The organism is Neobacillus terrae, from assembly GCF_011393025.1.
GTDB lineage: Bacteria > Bacillota > Bacilli > Bacillales > Cytobacillaceae > Neobacillus_A > Neobacillus_A terrae.
Genome location: NZ_JAAOEO010000020.1, coordinates 42,142 through 61,157 on the forward strand (window position 1 = coordinate 42,142; position 19,016 = coordinate 61,157).

The window sequence follows — 19,016 nt, forward strand, 5'->3', positions numbered from 1 at the left end:
AGTTATGCAATTAAACTACGAATAACTTGAGAGGGAAGTGTACATATGCTTGGTTTTTTGCAAAGAATCGGTAAATCATTAATGCTTCCGATTGCTGTTCTTCCGGCTGCAGCGTTATTACTGAGGCTTGGACAAAAGGATTTATTTGATATTCCCTTTATAGCAGCTTCCGGAAACGCCATTTTTGCAAACTTGGCCCTTATTTTTGCGATTGGGGTAGCGATTGGCTTATCAAGGGACCAAAGCGGGGCAGCAGGCCTCGCGGGTGCAATTGGGTATCTAGTTCTAACAGAGGGTACAAAAGCAATCAACAAAGACATCAATATGGCAATTCTGGGCGGGATACTTTCAGGTATTGTTGCAGGAAGTCTTTATAATCGTTTTTATAAAATAAAGCTGCCTGATTGGCTGGGCTTCTTTGGAGGTAAACGATTTGTTCCGATTATAACTGCGGCTGCTATGGTCATATTAGCGGGGATTTTCGGGTTTATATGGCCGCCAATCCAATCGGCTATAAATGCTCTTGGCCACTGGATTATTGGTGCAGGAGCAATAGGTGTCGGTCTTTATGGCCTCCTTAACAGGCTGCTTATTCCGGTAGGTCTCCATCATGTATTAAACAGTCTTGTCTGGTTTGTATTCGGGGAATATAAAGGAGCTACTGGGGACTTGAACCGTTTTTTTGCGGGGGACCCATCAGCAGGGATTTTTATGGCTGGTTTCTTCCCGATTATGATGTTCGGTCTTCCGGCAGCAGGTTTTGCTATGATTGCTGCTTCTAAGCCTGAGCAGCGGAAAAAAACTGCGGGTTTACTTGCAGGTATAGCCTTAACCTCATTTCTAACGGGGATTACTGAACCGCTTGAATTTTCCTTTATGTTTTTATCTCCGCTACTATATGGAATTCACGCAGTTTTAACTGCCAGCTCCATGGTGGTCACTTACTTATTGGGCATTCGCCATGGATTTGGATTTTCTGCAGGTGCTATAGATTTTTTCTTGAATCTCGGATTAGCAACAAAGCCGTGGCTTTTGTTTGGGATCGGGATTATTTATGCGATTATCTACTTTGTCGTTTTCTATTTTCTTATTACAAGGCTGGATATTAAAACACCTGGCCGTGTGGAAGACGACGAGACGCCCGAAACAGACCGAGTTGAAATGGCAGCAGGCGGCGATAAATATGACACAATGGCCCAATACTTTATCCAGGATCTTGGCGGAAAAGACAATATCGGTACAATTGATAATTGTACAACTCGCTTGCGCTTAACCGTTGATAATATGAATGAAGTCAAAGAGGATGCTCTAAAGCGCCACGGAGCCAGGGGTATTATAAAAGTTAATAAATCAAACCTGCAGGTTATTGTCGGAACAGATGTAGAATTTGTTGCGGATGCCATGAAAAGCAGGGTAGGGAATGGAGAGGCAGTCTCTGCTCCAATGCCGAAAAAAGTGGAGGATCCAAAGCCTTGTGACCCGATGAAAGGCGAGGATTTTATTCTTCCTATGAAAGGGAGGGTAATTCCAATTGAAGAGATTCCAGATGAGGCATTCTCCAGCAGAGCAATGGGGGATGGATTTGGGATAGAACCAGCTGAAGGAACAGTGGCAGCACCAGTGGATGGGGAAATTATGATGTTATTCCCTTCCAAACATGCAGTTGGGATTAAAACAAGGGAAGGACATGAAATACTCATTCATGTTGGAGTTGATACCGTAAAACTTGAGGGCCAGGGATTCGAAAGCTTTGTGAATGAAGGAGATCAAGTAACGAAGGGACAAAAGCTGTTAAAGGCAGACTTGGAGGCAATAAAAGGAAAGGTACCTTCCACCACAACTGCCGTTTTATTTACAAACCTGACAGCCGACCAGAAGCTCACTTTAAAGAAAACAGGGGACATGGAGCAGGGAGAAAGCAATATCTTTGAATTTAATAATAAGCAATAATATATAAAGGCAAAAAGAGATGCGTAGGCATCTCTTTTGGTTTTATTTGATGTTCTCTATGATTTTCTTAGCTGTGTTTGCCCCGTTTTCAAGGCAGTCAGGAATACCAACCCCGTAATAGGAGCAGCCGGCAAGCCAAATTCCAGGATAGTCCTTAGCCAGCTTAGTTTCCAGGGCGGTTACTGTTTGTGGGTGTGTAATTAAATAATTTGGCATGCTCTCAGACCATTTGGTTACTTCATATGCAGCAGGCTCCGCTGTAATCCCGAGACTTTTTACAATATCATTCAAAGCAGTTTGTAGTAGGTCTGCGTCGCTCATTTCTTTTAAGGAGGCGTATGCCGGATGGCTGCTTTTGTAAAATAACCTTACGAGCAGGTTTCCGCTTTGTGAAGTATGCTTCCATTTCCTGCTTGTCCAGGTGCAGGCATTACAGGAGAGTTCATCTGTATTTGCAGTAATAAAACCAGTTCCGTCCGAAGGAAGCTTGCTGTCAGGGATTTCAAATCCTACATAAACAGATATTAGAGAGCTGTTTTTTAGGTTGGCAAATTCTTTTTCCAGTTCCTCATCCATAAACAAGTCTTCTGCAGCATTATGGGGGATGCTGAGTACAATATGGTCAGCTTCAATGATTTCATCATTTGAAAAAACAACCTGGTACCGGCCAGCTGCTTTTTCAATCCGAGTTGCTTTCGTATTTTTAAAAATTTCCGTACTGTCCAGATGCTCTTCATAAGCTTCAATAAGAGCACCAAGTCCGCCTTTAAAGGATATAAATTTGCTTCCGCCGCTTAGCCAGATTTTTTTATTTTCCTCGAACCCTTTAATGATACTTCCATACTTTTCTTTGTAATCAAAAACCTGGGGTAGGACATCTCCAATGGTTAAGTCACTAAGGTTTCCTGAATAGACACCGGATAGTACGGGAGCAATTTGCTTTTCAACAAGCTCCTTTCCGAAAAAGTACTCTAAAAAGTCTCCTATGGAATCCTTCTTTGTGAAGCTTTCGTTTTTAGTGTAAAAATCTTTTAAAGCCTCGACCTTGCCTTCAGCAGAAATGAGTGTGCTTTTGGCCAAAGATTCAATGCTTGCCGGAATACCATACACAGAATCAGCTGGAATTAGTTTTAGTTCACCATCAACGAAAATGAAGGACCTTCCAACAGCGTTATAAACGATTTCTTCTTCCAGACCAAGATCCTTGATGAAATTCTTATCAATTGCTTTACGGGCCACAATGGAGTCTGCGCCTGCCTCGATAACAAAACCGCCTTCCTTGACGGTTCGGATTTTTCCACCAAGCTGTGATGACGCCTCAGCAAGGACAAGTCTTATATCGGATTGATTTTCTTTCTTCCATTTATTTAATTCATACATAGCGGAAAGGCCAGCAGCTCCACCGCCAATAACTAATATTGTTTTCACTTTTTTGAACACCTCTGTTTACATCCAATTCATTACTAAAGTGTACCACAATATTGACAAAAGATAGAAGAAGGATTAGAAAAACTTGGCATTCGCCAAGTCCTTTTGGTGGATGCCTTAGTTTTTCTTATCACGCTCAAAACGGCACATCCTGTGCCTTTCTCCTGACTAGGACTTCCTGTCCGTCGTGCGTTTAGAATTTATGGATATAAATTCTGATTAGCCAAAGAAAACCAGCATTCAAACGAATGCGGGCTATTTTTTAACCTTCTAATAGATTTTGGGCTAAATACTCGCCTTTACGAATGCCTCCGGGAATAGCAAACATGGCGCTGCCAATATGTTTGGTATATTCATTCAAGCGGTCCATTTGTGAAAGCTTTTTAAGCATAGGGAGAAACTGGGTATCAGGATCCTTTTGATAGCTGATAAACATGAGGCCAGCATTAATATTGCCTGTTGTCGGTTCCATTCCTTCTGTGTAGGAATAAGCCCGCCTGAAAAGTTCCTGTCCTGTTTCTTTTGCTGCCCTTGTATGGGAATCTCGCGGCAGCTGATTTAAGTCAACTGAATCATGTTCCTTAGCCTTGCCATAGGCAGCTCCAGTCTTTTTATTTCTGCCAAACGTATCCTCCTGGCTTTTTAAAGAGGACCGGTCCCAAGATTCCAGCATCATTTGAATTTTTCTCACAGCCATGTAAGATCCTCCTGTCATCCAGTCAGGTTCGTCAGCTCCTGCCCAAACAATCCGATTCATTGCAGATTCATCACGAGGCTGTGCATTTGCTGTTCCATCTTTAAAACCAAAAAGGTTTCTTGGAGTTTTACCATCAGGGCTGCTAAGGAAACCTGATTGTATCCATTTTATCTCTGCGATGCCATTTGCTGATTTCATTAAATTTCGTAATCCATGAAAAGCGATTTGCTGGTCATCCGCACAAACCTGAATACATATGTCTCCTCCAATAAAGGGATCCTTTAATGCATCCCGGGGCATAGCAGGGATATCCTGTAAATGCTTTGGCTTTTTAGAAGCAATTCCGTAGCGGTCTCTGCCGTCTTTTAAGAAGAAGGAAGATCCAAGCCCAAAGGTAATCGTAATATTAGAAGGAGAAAGGTCCTCGGATTCTCCCGTATCAGTTGGCGGAAGAAAATCATTAGAGGCTGTTTCTTTATTTACTTGGCCTATGCTAAGGGCGTAGCCGAGGCTGCTCCAGTTTTTAAAAAGCTTTATGACTTCCTGCTTCTGGTCTGTTAGCAGATTGAAGGCAGCAATGTACGCAAAACCCTGTTGCGGGGTTGCAATACCTGCCTGGTGTTCACCATAAAACGGAATGGTACTTTTGCTGGATTTATCCTTATTTGAAGGTTTCCCAAGGACATCCGACATAGCTGTAACGGCACCAAATCCACTTGCTCCAATTGCCATACCTACGCCAGCAATCGCAGAAGCTTTTAAAAGATTTCTTCTTGAAACTTTGTTCGGTTTTACTTCAGAAGACATTTTACTTACTCCTTACTATTGTAATATCTTTGCTGTTTGGCCCATCAATTCAGATAAAACCCCTAATTTCTGGCTCAATTCGCGAATTTGTTCCTGTGTTAGCTCTGTGTATAAAACATATTGTCCGTTCTTTTTATGAGAGTTTAGAGTTTGGGTTAGCTCTTTAAACTTGGCATCCAGCTTGGCAGCAAGCTCCTTATCCTTTTCATTTAAAGCAGGAAGGATATTCTTATAGATTTCCTGTGAACCTTCTACATTAGCTCCTAGGTCCATTAAATCAATACGGGAATATCGTTCTTCTTCACCGGTGATTTTTGAAACAGCTGCTTCATTAATCAATTCCATGGCACCGGCAACTACCTCTGTCGGTCTTAATTGAACTGCTTTAACTTTCTCTTGAAGGGAAAGGACATCCTTGTTTAATTGGTCGGCAACAGGGATCATTGCACCAAGGGACTCATTGTTCCAAAGGGCTTTTTCAATACGGTGGAAGCCTCCCCATTCAGAAGGATCAACGTCACCTTCACGTGCATCAATTTTGGGGTCGAGGTCGCCAAAGCTTTCTGCAATTGGCTCAATTCGTTCATAATGGGCCCGGGACTCAGCATAAAGTGCCTTTGCCTTTTGAATGTCTTTTGCCTTAACTGCATCAGTGAATCCTTGAGTGGAGATGACCAACTTGCTGGCTTCCTCATTAACATACTTTTTATATTGCTCGACAGCTTGATTTAAAGTTGCGGAATTACTTTCTTCCGCTTCCTTAGCATTTGATAGTTTTGTTAAGGATTCATCAAGAGAACTAGCTAAGGATTTAAGCGTTGCTTTATCTGGATTGTCTTGAGAGGCTCCTGCATAAAGAGGCAAAAGGTATTTCTCAATTTCTGTATAGAGAAGAGGGTGAGACTCCCGAATATTATTTTCTAATGCAAGCCACTCTGTGTTTAAGTTTTTTGCTGTCTTTTTAATATTTTCATTGTCTTCTTTGTTTAAGGCTTTTGTAAAAGAGTTAAGCGAAGTTTTTAATGAAGAGGATATCGCTTTCACATCATTTTCTTTAAATTTTTTAGAGGTTTCAGGAGATTTCTCGCCTCCATTTGTTTTTTCTGAATTAGAACTGCAGCCGGAAAGGGCAGGGATTAATAAAGAAGTGGAGAGTAGTGCAGCTATAATTGTTTTATTTTTATTTACGTTCATATGTAATTCCTCCAATGGCTTTAATAGTATGTATATCTGCAAATAGGCCCTTTGTAAAAAGAAGTCTTAAATGCAAATGAAAATCATTATCACTTAGACTATTATCTTATTAAGCTAGAAAAGTGTCAACAGTTTAGGAGGGAAAATTAAAATTTGATGAGAATGGGGAACAAATGATGAGTATACATTGTTAAATAATAAGAAAGGAGCCTTCCACTTGGAGAGGCTCCTATCATACAAAAAGAGCCCCATAGAGGGACTCTAAAGAACTTACGCACTTTTATTTGGTTCAACTGCTAAAGCTGGTTTGGCAGGTAAATTAGCAATGTAAACACCGAGAAGTACCAGCACGCCTCCGCCAATTTGAGCGGGCATTATGGCGTTTCCTAATACAAAGTGGGAGGCAATAATCGCCACAAAAGGCTGCAGGTTCATGAACATAGAAGCAGTTCCAGCCCCAACCTCGGCAACCCCTTTATTCCACCAAAAACCGGCAATGCCCTGAGCAAGAATCCCTGCACAAATTAACATTACCCACATATAAGGATGATGGCTGACAATTGTGCCGGATACCATCCACTCTACCCCAGCAGCAGGAATCATTAATACACTGCCAAGAACGGTTGCATAAACGGTAACTGTGTAAGAGGGCATTGATTTAGATAAACCGCGGATAAATAGCAGACTGACAGATAGGCTGAGCATGGCTAGTAATACATTAAAATCCCCTAATGAAATGCCGAAAGAGCCGCCGCTTCCTAGGCTGATAATGGAAAAGACTCCTACTAGGCTGATCAGTGCTCCAATGGATTTCTTGGCAGTTAATCTAATTTTAAAAACAACCCGTTCAAGAAGAATCGTTGCAATCGGTGCTAGTGCCAAAATTAATGATGCATTAGCAGGCGTAGTATGGTGCAAGCCTGTAAAGTAAAAGGTTTGATTAAACAATGTTCCAAAAATCCCGACCCCAAGCAGGAACTTCCACTCACTGGCAGTCGGCCGACGCATACCTTTTTGAAAGAGGGCAGTAACGATAAGAAATAAAGAGGTAAAACAAATTCTCACTGTTGATAAAATGACGGGTGAGAACCCTTTAAGTAAATAGGCGCTCACGGGGTAATTGCAGCCCCAAAGTATAGAAACGAATAGCAAGCTGACAAGAGCTTTATTATTACGCGATTGCATGATTAGAAACACTTACCTTTCTATGAAAAAACTTTTACCATTATAACACGATAAAGCGATAAAGTGTTGAAAAATATTTCGGATTCCGTAAAAATATTTATTTAGAAAATTTTATTTAATTTATTTTTTAGTAGGGGCTTTAGGTTATAATTAGTGTAAATTTACACTATAGTTTCGGGGGGCCTTTTGAGAAGATGAAATTGAAAAATAGAATTCGAGTCACTATTATTGTCCTGTTTACCTTTTTTATTATTGGGCTGCCTTTATACATTCTTTATGTATTAAACAATGGCAACCCTTATACAAAGTTTTTGGTTAATAAATATGTACCGAAGTATTTAGAGGATAAAGGAATGAAAGATGAGGAAATATTAACGGGGCATTATGTAGAACCAAGCTATTTAATCAATAAAGCTGTTTATCATGGTCATTATGAAGTTATTTTCAAAGATGAACCTCAAACAACTTATTATTATGGAGTAATAAGAAAAGGGAAGAACGTTATACAATTTTGTGAAAAGGATGTGAATCTGCCTAATGGCTACACAGAAACATCCACCGAAAAATTTAAGCATGGTGAAAAAAACTGCTTATTTTCTTTTGATCAAAGATTTTAAAAAGTAATTCAAAAAAACCACAAAGGTTCATCCTTCGTGGCTTCTTCTAAATACTTTGGATAATGTAAATTTTTCTTAAACTCCAAGGACATTTAATGACTGGCGCAAACCCTCAAGAGCAAACCCCCTAAGATAACGGAAAGCAAATAAGGCGATAATCGGTGAAAAATCTATCGGCCCAAGTGGGGGAATAAATCTTCTAAAGAATCCTAAATAAGGTTCGACTAGCCTGTAAACCCAAGCACCAAGTTTAGATTTTTGAAATTGAGGAAACCATGAACCAAAAATAGATATTAAGATCAACCAATAATAAATTTCAAAAACATATCGTCCAATTTCTAAAATAGCAGAACCCAAATAAATCACCTATCTAATTATATTTTGTTTATCCTCGATATATAGTATATACGTTCTTGTCCTAAAAAAGTTTCAAATTATTCTTTTTTAAGAAAGCGATACTCTATCTATTAACAAAAGTTATGGTATTAAAACTAATATGTAAATAAAAAAGGGTAAAGAATCAAATAATGATTCTTTTACCCTTTTTTTTAGTTTCTCCGTTTTCTCCGAGATGCTTGCAGGTTGCTTGCGTATACATCTTTTATAAGGCTTCGTTCTTCTTGTTTTATATCATGGGAAAGGGTCTCTTTTAATTCTTCAATTTCCATCATACTTTCCTTCATTTCAAAATCATAGTTGCTAGAAAGCTTTTCAAAAGAACTCATATCGATAGAGTGAACCGCTTCGAAATTATGATCCTCAAAATGACGGATGGCTTCACGTTTAACTTTCGACTCCATGAGGCGCTGGACACTTTTGACTACGTCATGATTAATTTGGACATCATCCATTTCCGAATCTGCGACTAGTGGAAGGGTAAGATGGGTGCTTTGCTGATTTTTAGTTCCTTCATGATCGGTGAACTCCAAAGTGAGAGTAAGATTTTTCGATTCTATTTGTGTGCCTTTTTCATCTGTAAAAATTCCAATAATTATTTCCTGTTCCTCAAACACATTACCAATGTAAATAGTGCCATTTGCGTCTTCGGTATACTCGTTTAGGTTGCTGCTTCGCTGAAGACCTTTTGGAAGTTGAATGGATAGCTTTGCGCTTTTCATAGTCAGAGAAGCAAGAGTTTGAAGTTCTGCAGTCAGGATGCTTTCAAGTTTCTTCATAGAATTTAAGTGGTAAAACATTCCGCCAGAGCTTGTTGCGATGCTTTCCATAAAGAAACTGTTATAGTCAGTGCCAACACCAATGGTTGAGATGCTAGTTCCGCCGTTGCGGTAGCCTTTTACAATAGTAGCAAGGTCGTCAATTTCTGTAATGCCTTCATTTGCCTCGCCGTCACTAAGAAGAATCATTTTAACATGATGCGTTTTTAGAAGGGCTTTTGAAATTTGTCTATATGCCTGTTCCAACCCGTCGCTGACATTGGTTGTACCGCCAGTATCCATAGCGCGGATTCGATCTTTGATTATAAACCGTTCGTTTCTAGTAATAGGGGAGAGCGGATACTCGATGCGGGCAATATGGTCAAAAGAAACAATACCAATTTCGTCTCCGTCACGCATCATATCGACGAGCTTTTCAGATGCCTTTTTAACAAAATCCAACTTGCTGGCAGAAGCTTCAGCTATTCGGGAATCCTCCGCTAAACCGTCCATGCTGCCCGAACGGTCAATAACGAGCAGAATAGCAACCGGTTTATTTTCAATGGATGGAGGGGCAGGAGGTGTAATTTCAACACTTAAATGATTTAATCCTTCGATGTGTTCCATCTTGTTTTTTGCCCATTTGTAAGTCAGCATTCCAATCTCTCCCTATTCTTCAACAATTTTTTTTACTGCTGCTACAATCTTTTCTTTCTTTTTTGCATCATAATGGGAACTGATTTGCAGAATGACCTCCGAATGGAGTTTGATTTGTTCCATTTCTGCCGGTTCATAGGCAATGGCTTCAAAAAGTTTTTCTGGAGTGAAATTAGGCATTTGATGGCCAATCCTTTTGATTCGTTCAGGTTCCATTTGCTGAAGTTCTTTTTGTATATCGGCAAGCTTTTGCCCTGTTTTGCTCATCGTCCGGATTGCCCTAAAATAATCTAGGTGCTTTTTTGTATACATACGCCTGTTACCGATAAGCTCTAAATCAGGTACCATTCCAATTTGTGTATAGTACCGAACCATACGCAATGTTGCTTCTGTGTCACCTTCGCTTTGAAGCTGCTCCACAATCTCCTGGGCTGTGAATCCCATTGTCAATCCCCCTAGTTACAGTGAACTGTTATAGTTACAGTTTACTGTAACTATATCCTATTCGTCAACTATAATTTTCCAGAAAAAAGTCATACTTTTTACTAGTGTTCCATTTGCTTATTAAATTTGGAAAAAAATAGGTCTGTAAGCGCTAACAAATTTATTGTATAATACAATTAGATTAATAATTTGAGAATAGGTGATTCATTATGGAAATGGGTTTCATTTCTAAGGTAGAGAATATTTTAAGTAAAGATTCCAACGTGAAAATAGGCTGGGAGGAAAGTAATCAAGAAATCTATTTATTATGGAAAAACGGTAATAATGAGGGCCGGCTGCTTCTGGAAAAGGTAGATGAACAAAAACAAGGGAGCCGTCAGCTGTATTGGACATCATTTTTAAAGGGAATAGAGGAAAGAATTCGTCAAACTCAGCATAGAACTTGCTGTTGACTTTACAAGGCTGCCACTTTAGGGCAGCTTTTAATCTGGAAAAAAAGGTGTTTTGGATTTCAATGGTGTATATAATTTTAAGGTCCTTAAAAAAACTCCTTAAAGGTTTTTTTCCTTTAAGGAGTTTTTTTAAAAGAAAAGTGATCAAGAATTAATGAAGCTAAGAGACCGAGAGCAGCTATTAAACCGGTCATTGGGCCGCTGTCTTCATAAGCTTCCGGCATCATTGTGGAAGCGATCATCGCGATGATTCCTCCTCCAGCAAAAGCGGCGATAGCGGACATAACATTTTCCGAAGCTCCATCTAAAAAGAAATATCCTTCCCAGGATGCAAGGGTAGATATAGCGAGAACAGCAATCCAAAGCAGGAAAATCTTTTTCTTCGAATAACCGCTGTTTTTCATACCAACCGTGCTCGATAATCCTTCAGGAATATTACTTATAAAAATAGCGATAACCAAGAGGAAACTTACGGATTCTTGTTCCAGCAGACTCGCACCAATCATAATGGATTCAGGATAGCATCCATTATCATTCCCACAAAAATGGCAAGACCTCCACCTTCGGCAGCTTTATGCCCGGACCGTTTTCTATGAAAGGCACCCCTTTTCGAAACTACATAATCAAAGATCGTAAAAACCAACGCACCTGATACAAATCCGATACTTGTTGGTGTAATGCCTCCATCTTTAACTGCGTCACCAAGCAGTTCATATGAGGCCGCACCAATTAAAACACCTGTACCAAATGCCATAATTAATCCAATTATTTTTTTGGGGATGGAGATAAACATATACACTAAGGCGCCTAAAAGCACCCCAGAGCCTGAAATCGCAACCCACATCGCCGCAGACCACATTTATATCTCTCCTTACAAAAATCAACTACCCCTTACTTTCTTAGATAAACGTAAAATTAGAGAAACCATGAAGGAGTGAGGCTAGAGTTGTCTAGTTTTAAAAAAATTTTTTAAAATTTGATTCTATAAATTTTACCAATAATGTAAAGTAATAATTAAAATGAATCTGAGAGGGATCGGCATTGAAAGAAAACTATGAAGTTGTAATAGTAGGGGCAGGTTCAATGGGCATGGCTGCTGGCTATTATATATCAAAATTAGGAATTAACACATTGCTTCTTGATAGGAATAACCCGCCTCATGAGAATGGAAGCCATCATGGAGAGACTAGAATCATTCGTCATGCCTATGGAGAAGGAAGTGTATATGTTCCGCTAGCTCTTCGTGCTCAAAAGCTTTGGAAGGAACTTGAGGAAGAATCGGGGATAAATTTATTCGCATCAACTGGGGTGCTTTCAGCAGGACCGCCAAATTCATCTTTTATAGAAGGAGTAATTAAGAGTGCAAAAGAGCATTCGTTACCCATAGAGGTACTTTCAAGTGAGGAAATAAGAGAAAATTGGGCCGGATTTACCTTGCCGGAGGAGTATATTGGCTGTATTGAGCGGAGCTCCGGAGTGTTATTTAGTGAAAGTTGTATCAGAGCCTTTAAGAAGCTTGCACAGCTGCATGGAGCAATAATAAAACCATATACGATAGTTAAAAATATTGAACTTTGCTCCAGTGGCGCTGTGATAACTACAAATGAAAATACCTATTATGCTGATGCTGTGGTTATTTCCGCGGGAGCATGGGCGCAAAAATTTTTAAGCAATCTTGGAAAAGGGACGATGCTCCAGCCTGTTCGCAAAACGGTTTCCTGGTTTGAATGTGACCGTAGACAATTTTCTGCAAAAGCTTTTCCTGCATTTACTGTAGACTGTCTTCATTCACACTATTATGGTTTTCCGGATTTTAATGGTAAAGGAATAAAAGTCGGGCGTCATGATGGCGGTGAAAAAATAGATCCTGATAAGAAGATAATGCCTTACGGTTTTTATCCAAAAGATGAAGGAGATGTACGTTCTTTTTTAAAGAAATTTATCCCCTTAGGAAACGGAAGACTATTAAAAGGAAGCACATGCTTTTATACACTAACAAAAGATGAAGACTTTATTATCGATCGCGATATGCAGTTCCCCAATGCCATAATTGCAGCTGGATTTTCTGGACATGGTTTTAAGTTTTCCAGTGTAATTGGTGAAATTATCGCAGATTTAATTGTTAAAGGAAAAACTAATCACGACTTGTCTGCCTTTAAAATCGATAGATAACTTTAATTTATTGCAGCAATATTGTGCTATTAATTCGAATGATATTCTAGAGCCATTTTTTGGTACACTCATTATAATTTACCTAACTAATGTAAAATTCTAAAACTATTGTAAGCGCTTTAACGAAACTTAACAGGGGAGGAAAGAAAAAATACATGAGAGTAAGTGCTTTTGTAAATTTCAGAATAGTCAAATAAAAATTTTAGGAGGTAATTTTAGTGAGTAATCAAAAGGTAATTTTAATAGATGATGCACCATTAAATAAGTTTCATTTTCGAATCACTGCCTTGACATTTGGAGCTAATTTTTCTGATGGTTATGCACTAGGTATCATCGGAATGGCCCTTTCCCTTCTTGGACCCCAAATGAAGCTGGGGCCACTTTGGAATGGCTTACTAGGAGCATCAGCCCTGATTGGCCTCTTTTTCGGGAGTCTGTTACTAGGAGGACTATCTGATAAAATTGGCAGACAAAAAATATTCCTTACAAACTTTATCATCATTACTGTTGCGTCAGCCCTCCAATTTTTTGTACAGGATCCACTTACACTTTTCATTTTGAGGGTCTTAATTGGGTTTGCATTGGGTGGTGACTATGCGGTAGGTTCAACGCTGCTTGCAGAGTTTGCGCCAAAGAAGTACAGGGGAGTACTACTGTCATCTTTAAACGTACTTTGGACGGTAGGATATGTTATTTCAAATGTTATCGGCTACTATCTTGGTAAAACTGGACCAGATTCATGGCGCTGGATGCTTGTTAGTGCTGCTGTGCCGGCTATTATTGTACTTGTTTTAAGAATTGGTACCCCAGAATCACCGCGCTGGCTTCTAATGATGGGGAGAAAAGAAGAAGCATATGAAATTATTAGAAAATATCTAGGTGCAAATATAGTAATGGATGAAAATGTTTCTGCGGATAAGGAATCCTCTGTTCGTTCAACAGAATTATTTAATAAGCATCATTGGAGACGCACTGCTTTTGGTGGCTTGTTTTATGTGTGTCAGGTCATTCCTTACTTCGCTATTTACACATTTTTACCTACCATTTTGGAAAAGATGGGCTTTACGGAAACATTCGGGGTGGATATGTTTTTGAATATATTCCTGCTCGTCGGCGCAATTGCAGGGTTATGGTGCACTGAGAAACTGTCGCGAAGAGGTTTTACTATCTATTCTTTCGTCATTCTAACAGTTACATTATTCATTCTAAGTGTTTTGCCTGCCGGGTCCTATACGGCAGCCATTGTTATTTTTTCAATCTTTACTTTTGTCATGTCTGCAGCCTCAAACCTAACTTTGGTATATCCAGCTGAACTATTCCCGACTGAGATCCGGGGCACGGGAGTAGGCGTGGTTACAGCAATAAGTCGTGTGGGATCTGCGATAGGGACATTTTTATTGCCCGTCAGCGTTAACTCTTTCGGCTTGGTTCCTTCCATGATCGGAATGTCGATCGTCCTGCTAATCGGGACAATCGTTTCCATTGCTTGGGCACCAGAGACAAAATCGTTGGCTTTGAATGAAGCAAGCAATCCAGTGGGCGATAATGCGCTGAAATTTCAAGGACAAATGCCTTCGGCTGAAATAAAAAACTGAAAAAGCTTCATGCTTTATATTTCCTAATAGGGAAGAAGGTTGAAAGATGAACGTCATAGATACCCTGCCGCATCCAAAACAGATTCACGAAGTAACTCTGGGAAAAAATGATATTTCCCTAAATGAAATTATTGCAATAGCAAGATATAAAGCAAAAGTTTGTTTTGGTCAGGAGTACCGAGAGAGAGTTCTTACTTCAAGGAAAGTTATTGAGAGATTTCTCAGTGAAAATCGTGCTATATATGGCGTAACCACTGGATTTGGAAGCAATATTTCAGAAAGTATTTCATTAACTGATGCCCAAACCCTCCAACAAAATATTATCAGGTCACATGCCGTTTCCGTTGGTGAACCTTTAGAAGAAGAGGTTGTTAGAGCCATTCAAGTGATCATTCTTATTAATTTGGGACATGGTTATTCAGGTATTCGTCTGGAGGTGCTCGAACTTATAGCGTCGATGTTAAATGAAGGTGTGTTTCCATATGCTCCAGGTGAAGGTTCTGTTGGCTACTTATCACCCGAAGCTCATATGGCTTTAGTATTAACAGGCGAGGGAAAGGCCTGGTTCCAAGGTAAACTGCTCCCGGGTAGAGAGGCATTAAACCTCGCAGGTTTACATCCTTTAATCTTAAGCAGTAAAGAAGGACTGGCTTTAACAAGCGGTACTACCTCAGTTACGGCACTTGCTGCTCTGGCCTTATACAACGGGATACAGTCAGTAAAAATGGCTGATTTAGCGGCTGCTATGTCTTTAGAAGTTTTAAAAGGAACCATAAAAGCCTTCGACCCTCGTACACATCAAGTAAAAAAGCACGAAGAACAGGCTAAAACAGCAGGAAACATTGTTAGAATTCTTAAGGAAAGTGAAATTACTGAAATATATAAAAATTATCGACTTCAGGATGCATTAAGCTTAAGATGTATACCACAGGTTCACGGGGCGGTAAAAAAGTCTATAAAGGATGCCAAATTTTCCATTATGAATGAAATTGGATCTGTAAGCGATAATCCTATTATTTTTTCAGAAGATGAGGGTACCACTTTGATGGGGGGCAATTTTGACGGAACATATGTAGGGATTTCTTCAGACCATATGACCATTGCTTTTGCCAATCTAGCAAAAATATCTGAAAGAAGAATTGATCGCCTGCTTAACTATCATGTTAGTGAGCTTCCAAGTTTTCTGGTCATGCATCCTGGTTTAAATAGCGGTTATATGATTCTTCAATACACAGCTGCAGGGTTATTAAATGAAATAAGAACAATGTCCCATCCGGCAACGGTAGATAATATACCAACCTGTGCCAACCAGGAGGATTTAGTAAGCTTTGCGTATTTTGCTTCCAAGAAGGCATGGCAAGCCTCAAAGAAAATGGAGTTTATTCTTGCTATAGAAATTCTTGCTGCTACCCAGGCAATGGAATTTCATCAGCCACTAAAACCATCGCCTGTAACAGGTGATATTCACAAATTAGTCAGAAGCAGAGTCCCTGCCGTAACAGAGGATCGCTATTTTTATACTGATATTCAAAGTGTTAATGAAATGGTACATGAAGGAGAAATCCTTGAATGTGTCGAAATGATGATTGGAGAAATTGAATGGTAAGAAGATTAGAAGCTTTTTTGCTCTGGAAGACAGAGTGAAAAAGCTTCCTTTTTTATAATAATCAAGAAGGAGGCTTGCCAATGAGCACTGGTTTGGTTCGTTCTGCTTTTTCACAGCTGCTGCTTTCAGGAACTCTAGTTCATGTAGCAAAAATAGAACAATTTCATGAAAAGTACGGAATAAACATAAATCCGCAAGTGGTCATGTTAATTTCGATTGATCGATATCCTGAATTATCCTATGGGAAGCAAGAAGAGTGGAAAATAAAAATTGGACAGCGGCTGACAGAGGAAATAGAATGCACGATTAACATACCTTATTTATGGATGTGGGTTGAGGAGGGTGTGCTTGCACTTCTTCTCGAAGTTGAGCATCCAGATAAGGATGGAAAGAAAAGAAAAGTTGAAAAAATCGCTGAAGAGATTCAGAAGGGCCTTGATTTTATCGATATCATTGTATCAATTGGTATTGGGAACTTTTATGATCAGCCAAACATGCTACATCAATCATTTGCTGAAGCAAAGAAATCAATGTCAGGAAGATTTTTTCAAGGAAATCAATTAATTTTTCATACTGAATCAATTAAAGAAAAGAATCAGACCTGGATGTCCCCGTTGACTGGGGAAAGGACAGAAATTTTGGCGCTTGTGCGGATTGGAGACGTGGAAGGAGCCGTTTCGCATATCAAAAGATATATGGAGCAGGTGTCTTATGCTTGTAATTTTGATGAAGAAGTTTTTAAAGCTGAAGTAGTGGATTTACTGATTGTTATATCGAGGATGGTTCTAGAAATGGGAGTAAACCCTTCTGCTGTTTTAACGAAAAGCGCCTATTACATTCAGGAACTCTACCAAGTAATCCGCTATGACAAATTTTCGAAAAAAGCATGCGAATATTCAATTTGGTTAATCGAACAGGCTGCCAGTATTCTTATTCAGGATGTTTCTCCCCCTATTAAATCTGCCATTCGCTTTATAATATTAAATCATCAGAAGAGCATAACACTGGAACAAGTAGCACATTATTGTCATCTAAGTAAGTTTCACTTCAGTCATCTTTTCAAAAAAGAATTAGGTATAAGTGTCATCGATTTTTTAAACAAGGTTCGAATAGATAAAGCCAAGTATTACTTGGAAAATACAGAATTAAACGTTCAGGAAATCGCAAATCTTGTGGGCTTCACCGATGCCAATTATTTTAGCCGGCTGTTTAAAAAATATATTAATGTGAGTCCGAAAGAATACCGTTCAGCAAGATTGTGCTAAAAATACACAACATATGCTAGATGAAGTTATGTGCTTTTTTAGTAGGATTAAAAATAGAATAGTAACCTTAGGCTGTTTAAGGATACTTAACTAATCTAATGTAATGGGAGTGGAAACATGACGACTGATACAAATAAAAGAGTAATAAAAAATTATAATGGCGCGGAATTACATGCCAAGGGCTGGATTCAGGAAGCTGCGCTAAGGATGCTCATGAACAATCTTAATGAAGATGTTGCTGAAAGACCTGAAGATCTGGTGGTGTACGGAGGTATCGGTAAAGCAGCCCGTAATTGGGAGGCTTATGATGCCATTGTAAAAGAACTCCTTCAATTAGAGAATGATGAAACGCTGCTTATTCAATCAGGGAAGCCGGTTGCTGTTTTTAAATCTCATGCTGACGCTCCAAGGGTTTTGCTTGCCAATTCAAACCTTGTTCCAGCTTGGGCCAATTGGGAGCATTTTCATGAGCTCGATAAAAAAGGATTGATGATGTACGGGCAAATGACAGCAGGAAGCTGGATCTATATTGGTAGCCAGGGCATTGTACAGGGAACGTATGAAACATTTGCAGAGCTTGCTCGCCAGGAATTTGAAGGAACACTCAAGCACACGATTACCTTAACAGCAGGTCTTGGAGGAATGGGTGGAGCCCAGCCTCTTGCTGTGACCATGAATGAGGGAGTTTGTTTGGCTATTGAAGTGGATGAATCAAGGATAGATCGTAGAATTGAAACCGCTTACCTTGATGTAAAAACAAACAGTCTTGAGGAAGCGATTCGGATTGCGCAGGAAGCCAAGAAAGAAGGAAAAGCTTTATCAATCGGCTTGCTGGGCAATGCAGCTGAAATTTTACCACAAATGATTAAGTTAGGATTTATCCCTGAGGTACTGACTGATCAGACCTCAGCTCACGATCCGTTAAACGGCTATATTCCAGAAGGATATTCATTGGAAAAGGCTGCAGAACTAAGAAAAGTGGATCCCGCCCAATATGTAGCCTTATCGAAGGAAAGTATGGCAAACCATGTTCGGGCTATGCTGGCCATGCAGGAGAAGGGAGCGGTCACGTTCGATTATGGCAACAATATTCGCCAGGTCGCGAAGGATCAGGGTGTGGATAATGCATTTAACTTCCCTGGTTTTGTCCCAGCATATATTCGTCCGCAGTTCTGTGAAGGAAAGGGGCCATTCCGCTGGGCGGCGCTTTCAGGAGACCCTGAGGATATTCGTAAAATAGATGCAGTATTGCTGAAGGAGTTCAAGGATAACGAACCGCTTTGCAAATGGATTCGAATGGCTAGTGAGAAAATCAGCTTCCAGGGACTTCCGGCAAGGATTTGCTGGCTGGGATATGGGGATCGGGCTCGGTTCGGAAAAATCATCAATGATATGGTAGCATCAGGAGAATTGGAAGCCCCCATCGTTATTGGCCGCGACCATCTTGATGCTGGTTCGGTTGCTTCACCTAACAGAGAAACAGAGGCAATGAGAGATGGAAGTGATGCTGTGGCTGACTGGCCAATATTAAATGCGTTGATTAATGCAGTTGGAGGAGCGAGCTGGGTTTCCGTTCATCACGGAGGCGGAGTAGGAATGGGATATTCTCTTCATGCAGGTATGGTTATTGTGGCAGACGGAACGAAGGAAGCAGAGATTCGCCTCCAAAGAGTGCTGACCACTGATCCTGGTATGGGTGTTGTCCGTCATGTTGATGCAGGATATGACCTGGCTATCAAAACAGCAAAGGAAAAAGGCATCCATATCCCGATGCTCAATCAGGAATAAGTGGG

15 protein-coding genes and 1 pseudogene are annotated in these 19,016 nt (G+C 39.9%); 8 read left to right on the forward strand and 8 right to left on the reverse strand.

The window, feature by feature from the left end; translation table 11 throughout:
• Positions 1–45: 45 nt before the first annotated feature.
• Entirely contained in the window at positions 46–1,950 is a 1,905-nt protein-coding gene (gene nagE, locus G8761_RS21065; RefSeq protein WP_166029940.1) for an N-acetylglucosamine-specific PTS transporter subunit IIBC, read from the forward strand.
• Between the two features lie 42 nt (positions 1,951–1,992).
• Here the strand turns inward: nagE and hemG are convergent, their stop codons facing one another.
• The 4 genes from hemG to G8761_RS21085 all read right to left on the reverse strand — a co-directional run bounded on the left by hemG (position 1,993) and on the right by G8761_RS21085 (position 7,261).
• On the reverse strand, positions 1,993–3,378 hold the full coding sequence (gene hemG, locus G8761_RS21070) for a protoporphyrinogen oxidase (RefSeq protein ID WP_166029941.1): 1,386 nt from the start codon (positions 3,376–3,378) through the stop codon (positions 1,993–1,995).
• A 262-nt stretch (positions 3,379–3,640) separates the two neighbouring features.
• Positions 3,641–4,882 carry an iron uptake transporter deferrochelatase/peroxidase subunit gene (efeB, locus tag G8761_RS21075; RefSeq protein WP_166029942.1) on the reverse strand — a complete coding sequence of 414 codons (1,242 nt, stop codon included), beginning with the start codon at positions 4,880–4,882 and terminating at the stop codon, positions 3,641–3,643.
• A 15-nt stretch (positions 4,883–4,897) separates the two neighbouring features.
• Entirely contained in the window at positions 4,898–6,076 is a 1,179-nt protein-coding gene (gene efeO / locus G8761_RS21080) for an iron uptake system protein EfeO (RefSeq protein WP_166029943.1), read from the reverse strand.
• 270 nt (positions 6,077–6,346) lie between these two features.
• Entirely contained in the window at positions 6,347–7,261 is a 915-nt protein-coding gene (locus G8761_RS21085) for a DMT family transporter (RefSeq protein WP_166029944.1), read from the reverse strand.
• Positions 7,262–7,455: 194 nt separating this feature from the next.
• Here G8761_RS21085 and G8761_RS21090 point away from each other — a divergent pair, with 194 nt between their 5' ends.
• Positions 7,456–7,878 carry a DUF3139 domain-containing protein gene (locus G8761_RS21090; RefSeq protein WP_166029945.1) on the forward strand — a complete coding sequence of 141 codons (423 nt, stop codon included), beginning with the start codon at positions 7,456–7,458 and terminating at the stop codon, positions 7,876–7,878.
• Between the two features lie 75 nt (positions 7,879–7,953).
• Here G8761_RS21090 and G8761_RS21095 read toward each other — a convergent pair whose 3' ends face one another.
• The 3 genes from G8761_RS21095 to G8761_RS21105 form a co-directional block, all read right to left on the reverse strand.
• Positions 7,954–8,235 (reverse strand): YggT family protein, encoded by a 282-nt coding sequence (locus tag G8761_RS21095; protein WP_207789293.1) that lies wholly within the window; start codon positions 8,233–8,235, stop codon positions 7,954–7,956.
• 191 nt (positions 8,236–8,426) lie between these two features.
• Complete coding sequence (locus tag G8761_RS21100) at positions 8,427–9,689, reverse strand: vWA domain-containing protein (RefSeq protein ID WP_166029946.1); 1,263 nt, start codon at positions 9,687–9,689, stop codon at positions 8,427–8,429.
• 12 nt (positions 9,690–9,701) lie between these two features.
• Positions 9,702–10,133, reverse strand: a complete 432-nt coding sequence (locus G8761_RS21105; protein ID WP_166029947.1) for a MerR family transcriptional regulator — start codon at positions 10,131–10,133, stop codon at positions 9,702–9,704.
• A 209-nt stretch (positions 10,134–10,342) separates the two neighbouring features.
• Between G8761_RS21105 and G8761_RS21110 the strand changes: the two genes are divergently transcribed.
• Positions 10,343–10,585 (forward strand): hypothetical protein, encoded by a 243-nt coding sequence (locus tag G8761_RS21110; protein ID WP_166029948.1) that lies wholly within the window; start codon positions 10,343–10,345, stop codon positions 10,583–10,585.
• 116 nt (positions 10,586–10,701) lie between these two features.
• On the opposite strand, the pseudogene G8761_RS21115 reads toward G8761_RS21110, so the two are convergent.
• Positions 10,702–11,444 (reverse strand): annotated as a pseudogene (locus G8761_RS21115) (ZIP family metal transporter).
• A 182-nt stretch (positions 11,445–11,626) separates the two neighbouring features.
• On the opposite strand from G8761_RS21115, the gene solA reads away from it, so the two are divergent.
• The 5 genes from solA to hutU all read left to right on the forward strand — a co-directional run bounded on the left by solA (position 11,627) and on the right by hutU (position 19,011).
• Complete coding sequence (gene solA, locus G8761_RS21120; RefSeq protein ID WP_166029949.1) at positions 11,627–12,757, forward strand: N-methyl-L-tryptophan oxidase; 1,131 nt, start codon at positions 11,627–11,629, stop codon at positions 12,755–12,757.
• 218 nt (positions 12,758–12,975) lie between these two features.
• Positions 12,976–14,352, forward strand: a complete 1,377-nt coding sequence (locus tag G8761_RS21125) for an MFS transporter (protein WP_166029950.1) — start codon at positions 12,976–12,978, stop codon at positions 14,350–14,352.
• 46 nt (positions 14,353–14,398) lie between these two features.
• Entirely contained in the window at positions 14,399–15,958 is a 1,560-nt protein-coding gene (gene hutH, locus G8761_RS21130; protein ID WP_166029951.1) for a histidine ammonia-lyase, read from the forward strand.
• An 80-nt stretch (positions 15,959–16,038) separates the two neighbouring features.
• Positions 16,039–17,223, forward strand: coding sequence for an AraC family transcriptional regulator (locus G8761_RS21135; RefSeq protein WP_166029952.1), 1,185 nt, complete (start codon positions 16,039–16,041; stop codon positions 17,221–17,223).
• Positions 17,224–17,340: 117 nt separating this feature from the next.
• Positions 17,341–19,011, forward strand: a complete 1,671-nt coding sequence (hutU, locus tag G8761_RS21140; protein WP_166029953.1) for a urocanate hydratase — start codon at positions 17,341–17,343, stop codon at positions 19,009–19,011.
• Positions 19,012–19,016: the final 5 nt, after the last annotated feature.

Bases quoted from the DNA above. Each gene is read 5' to 3' on its own strand.
- nagE (WP_166029940.1), top strand. From the start codon at position 46: ATGCTTGGTTTTTTGCAAAGAATCGGTAAATCATTAATGCTTCCGATT.
- efeB (WP_166029942.1), bottom strand. From the start codon at position 4,882: ATGTCTTCTGAAGTAAAACCGAACAAAGTTTCAAGAAGAAATCTTTTA.
- efeO (WP_166029943.1), bottom strand. From the start codon at position 6,076: ATGAACGTAAATAAAAATAAAACAATTATAGCTGCACTACTCTCCACT.
- G8761_RS21085 (WP_166029944.1), bottom strand. From the start codon at position 7,261: ATGCAATCGCGTAATAATAAAGCTCTTGTCAGCTTGCTATTCGTTTCT.
- G8761_RS21090 (WP_166029945.1), top strand. From the start codon at position 7,456: ATGAAATTGAAAAATAGAATTCGAGTCACTATTATTGTCCTGTTTACC.
- G8761_RS21100 (WP_166029946.1), bottom strand. From the start codon at position 9,689: ATGCTGACTTACAAATGGGCAAAAAACAAGATGGAACACATCGAAGGA.
- G8761_RS21105 (WP_166029947.1), bottom strand. From the start codon at position 10,133: ATGGGATTCACAGCCCAGGAGATTGTGGAGCAGCTTCAAAGCGAAGGT.
- G8761_RS21110 (WP_166029948.1), top strand. From the start codon at position 10,343: ATGGAAATGGGTTTCATTTCTAAGGTAGAGAATATTTTAAGTAAAGAT.
- hutH (WP_166029951.1), top strand. From the start codon at position 14,399: ATGAACGTCATAGATACCCTGCCGCATCCAAAACAGATTCACGAAGTA.
- G8761_RS21135 (WP_166029952.1), top strand. From the start codon at position 16,039: ATGAGCACTGGTTTGGTTCGTTCTGCTTTTTCACAGCTGCTGCTTTCA.
- hutU (WP_166029953.1), top strand. From the start codon at position 17,341: ATGACGACTGATACAAATAAAAGAGTAATAAAAAATTATAATGGCGCG.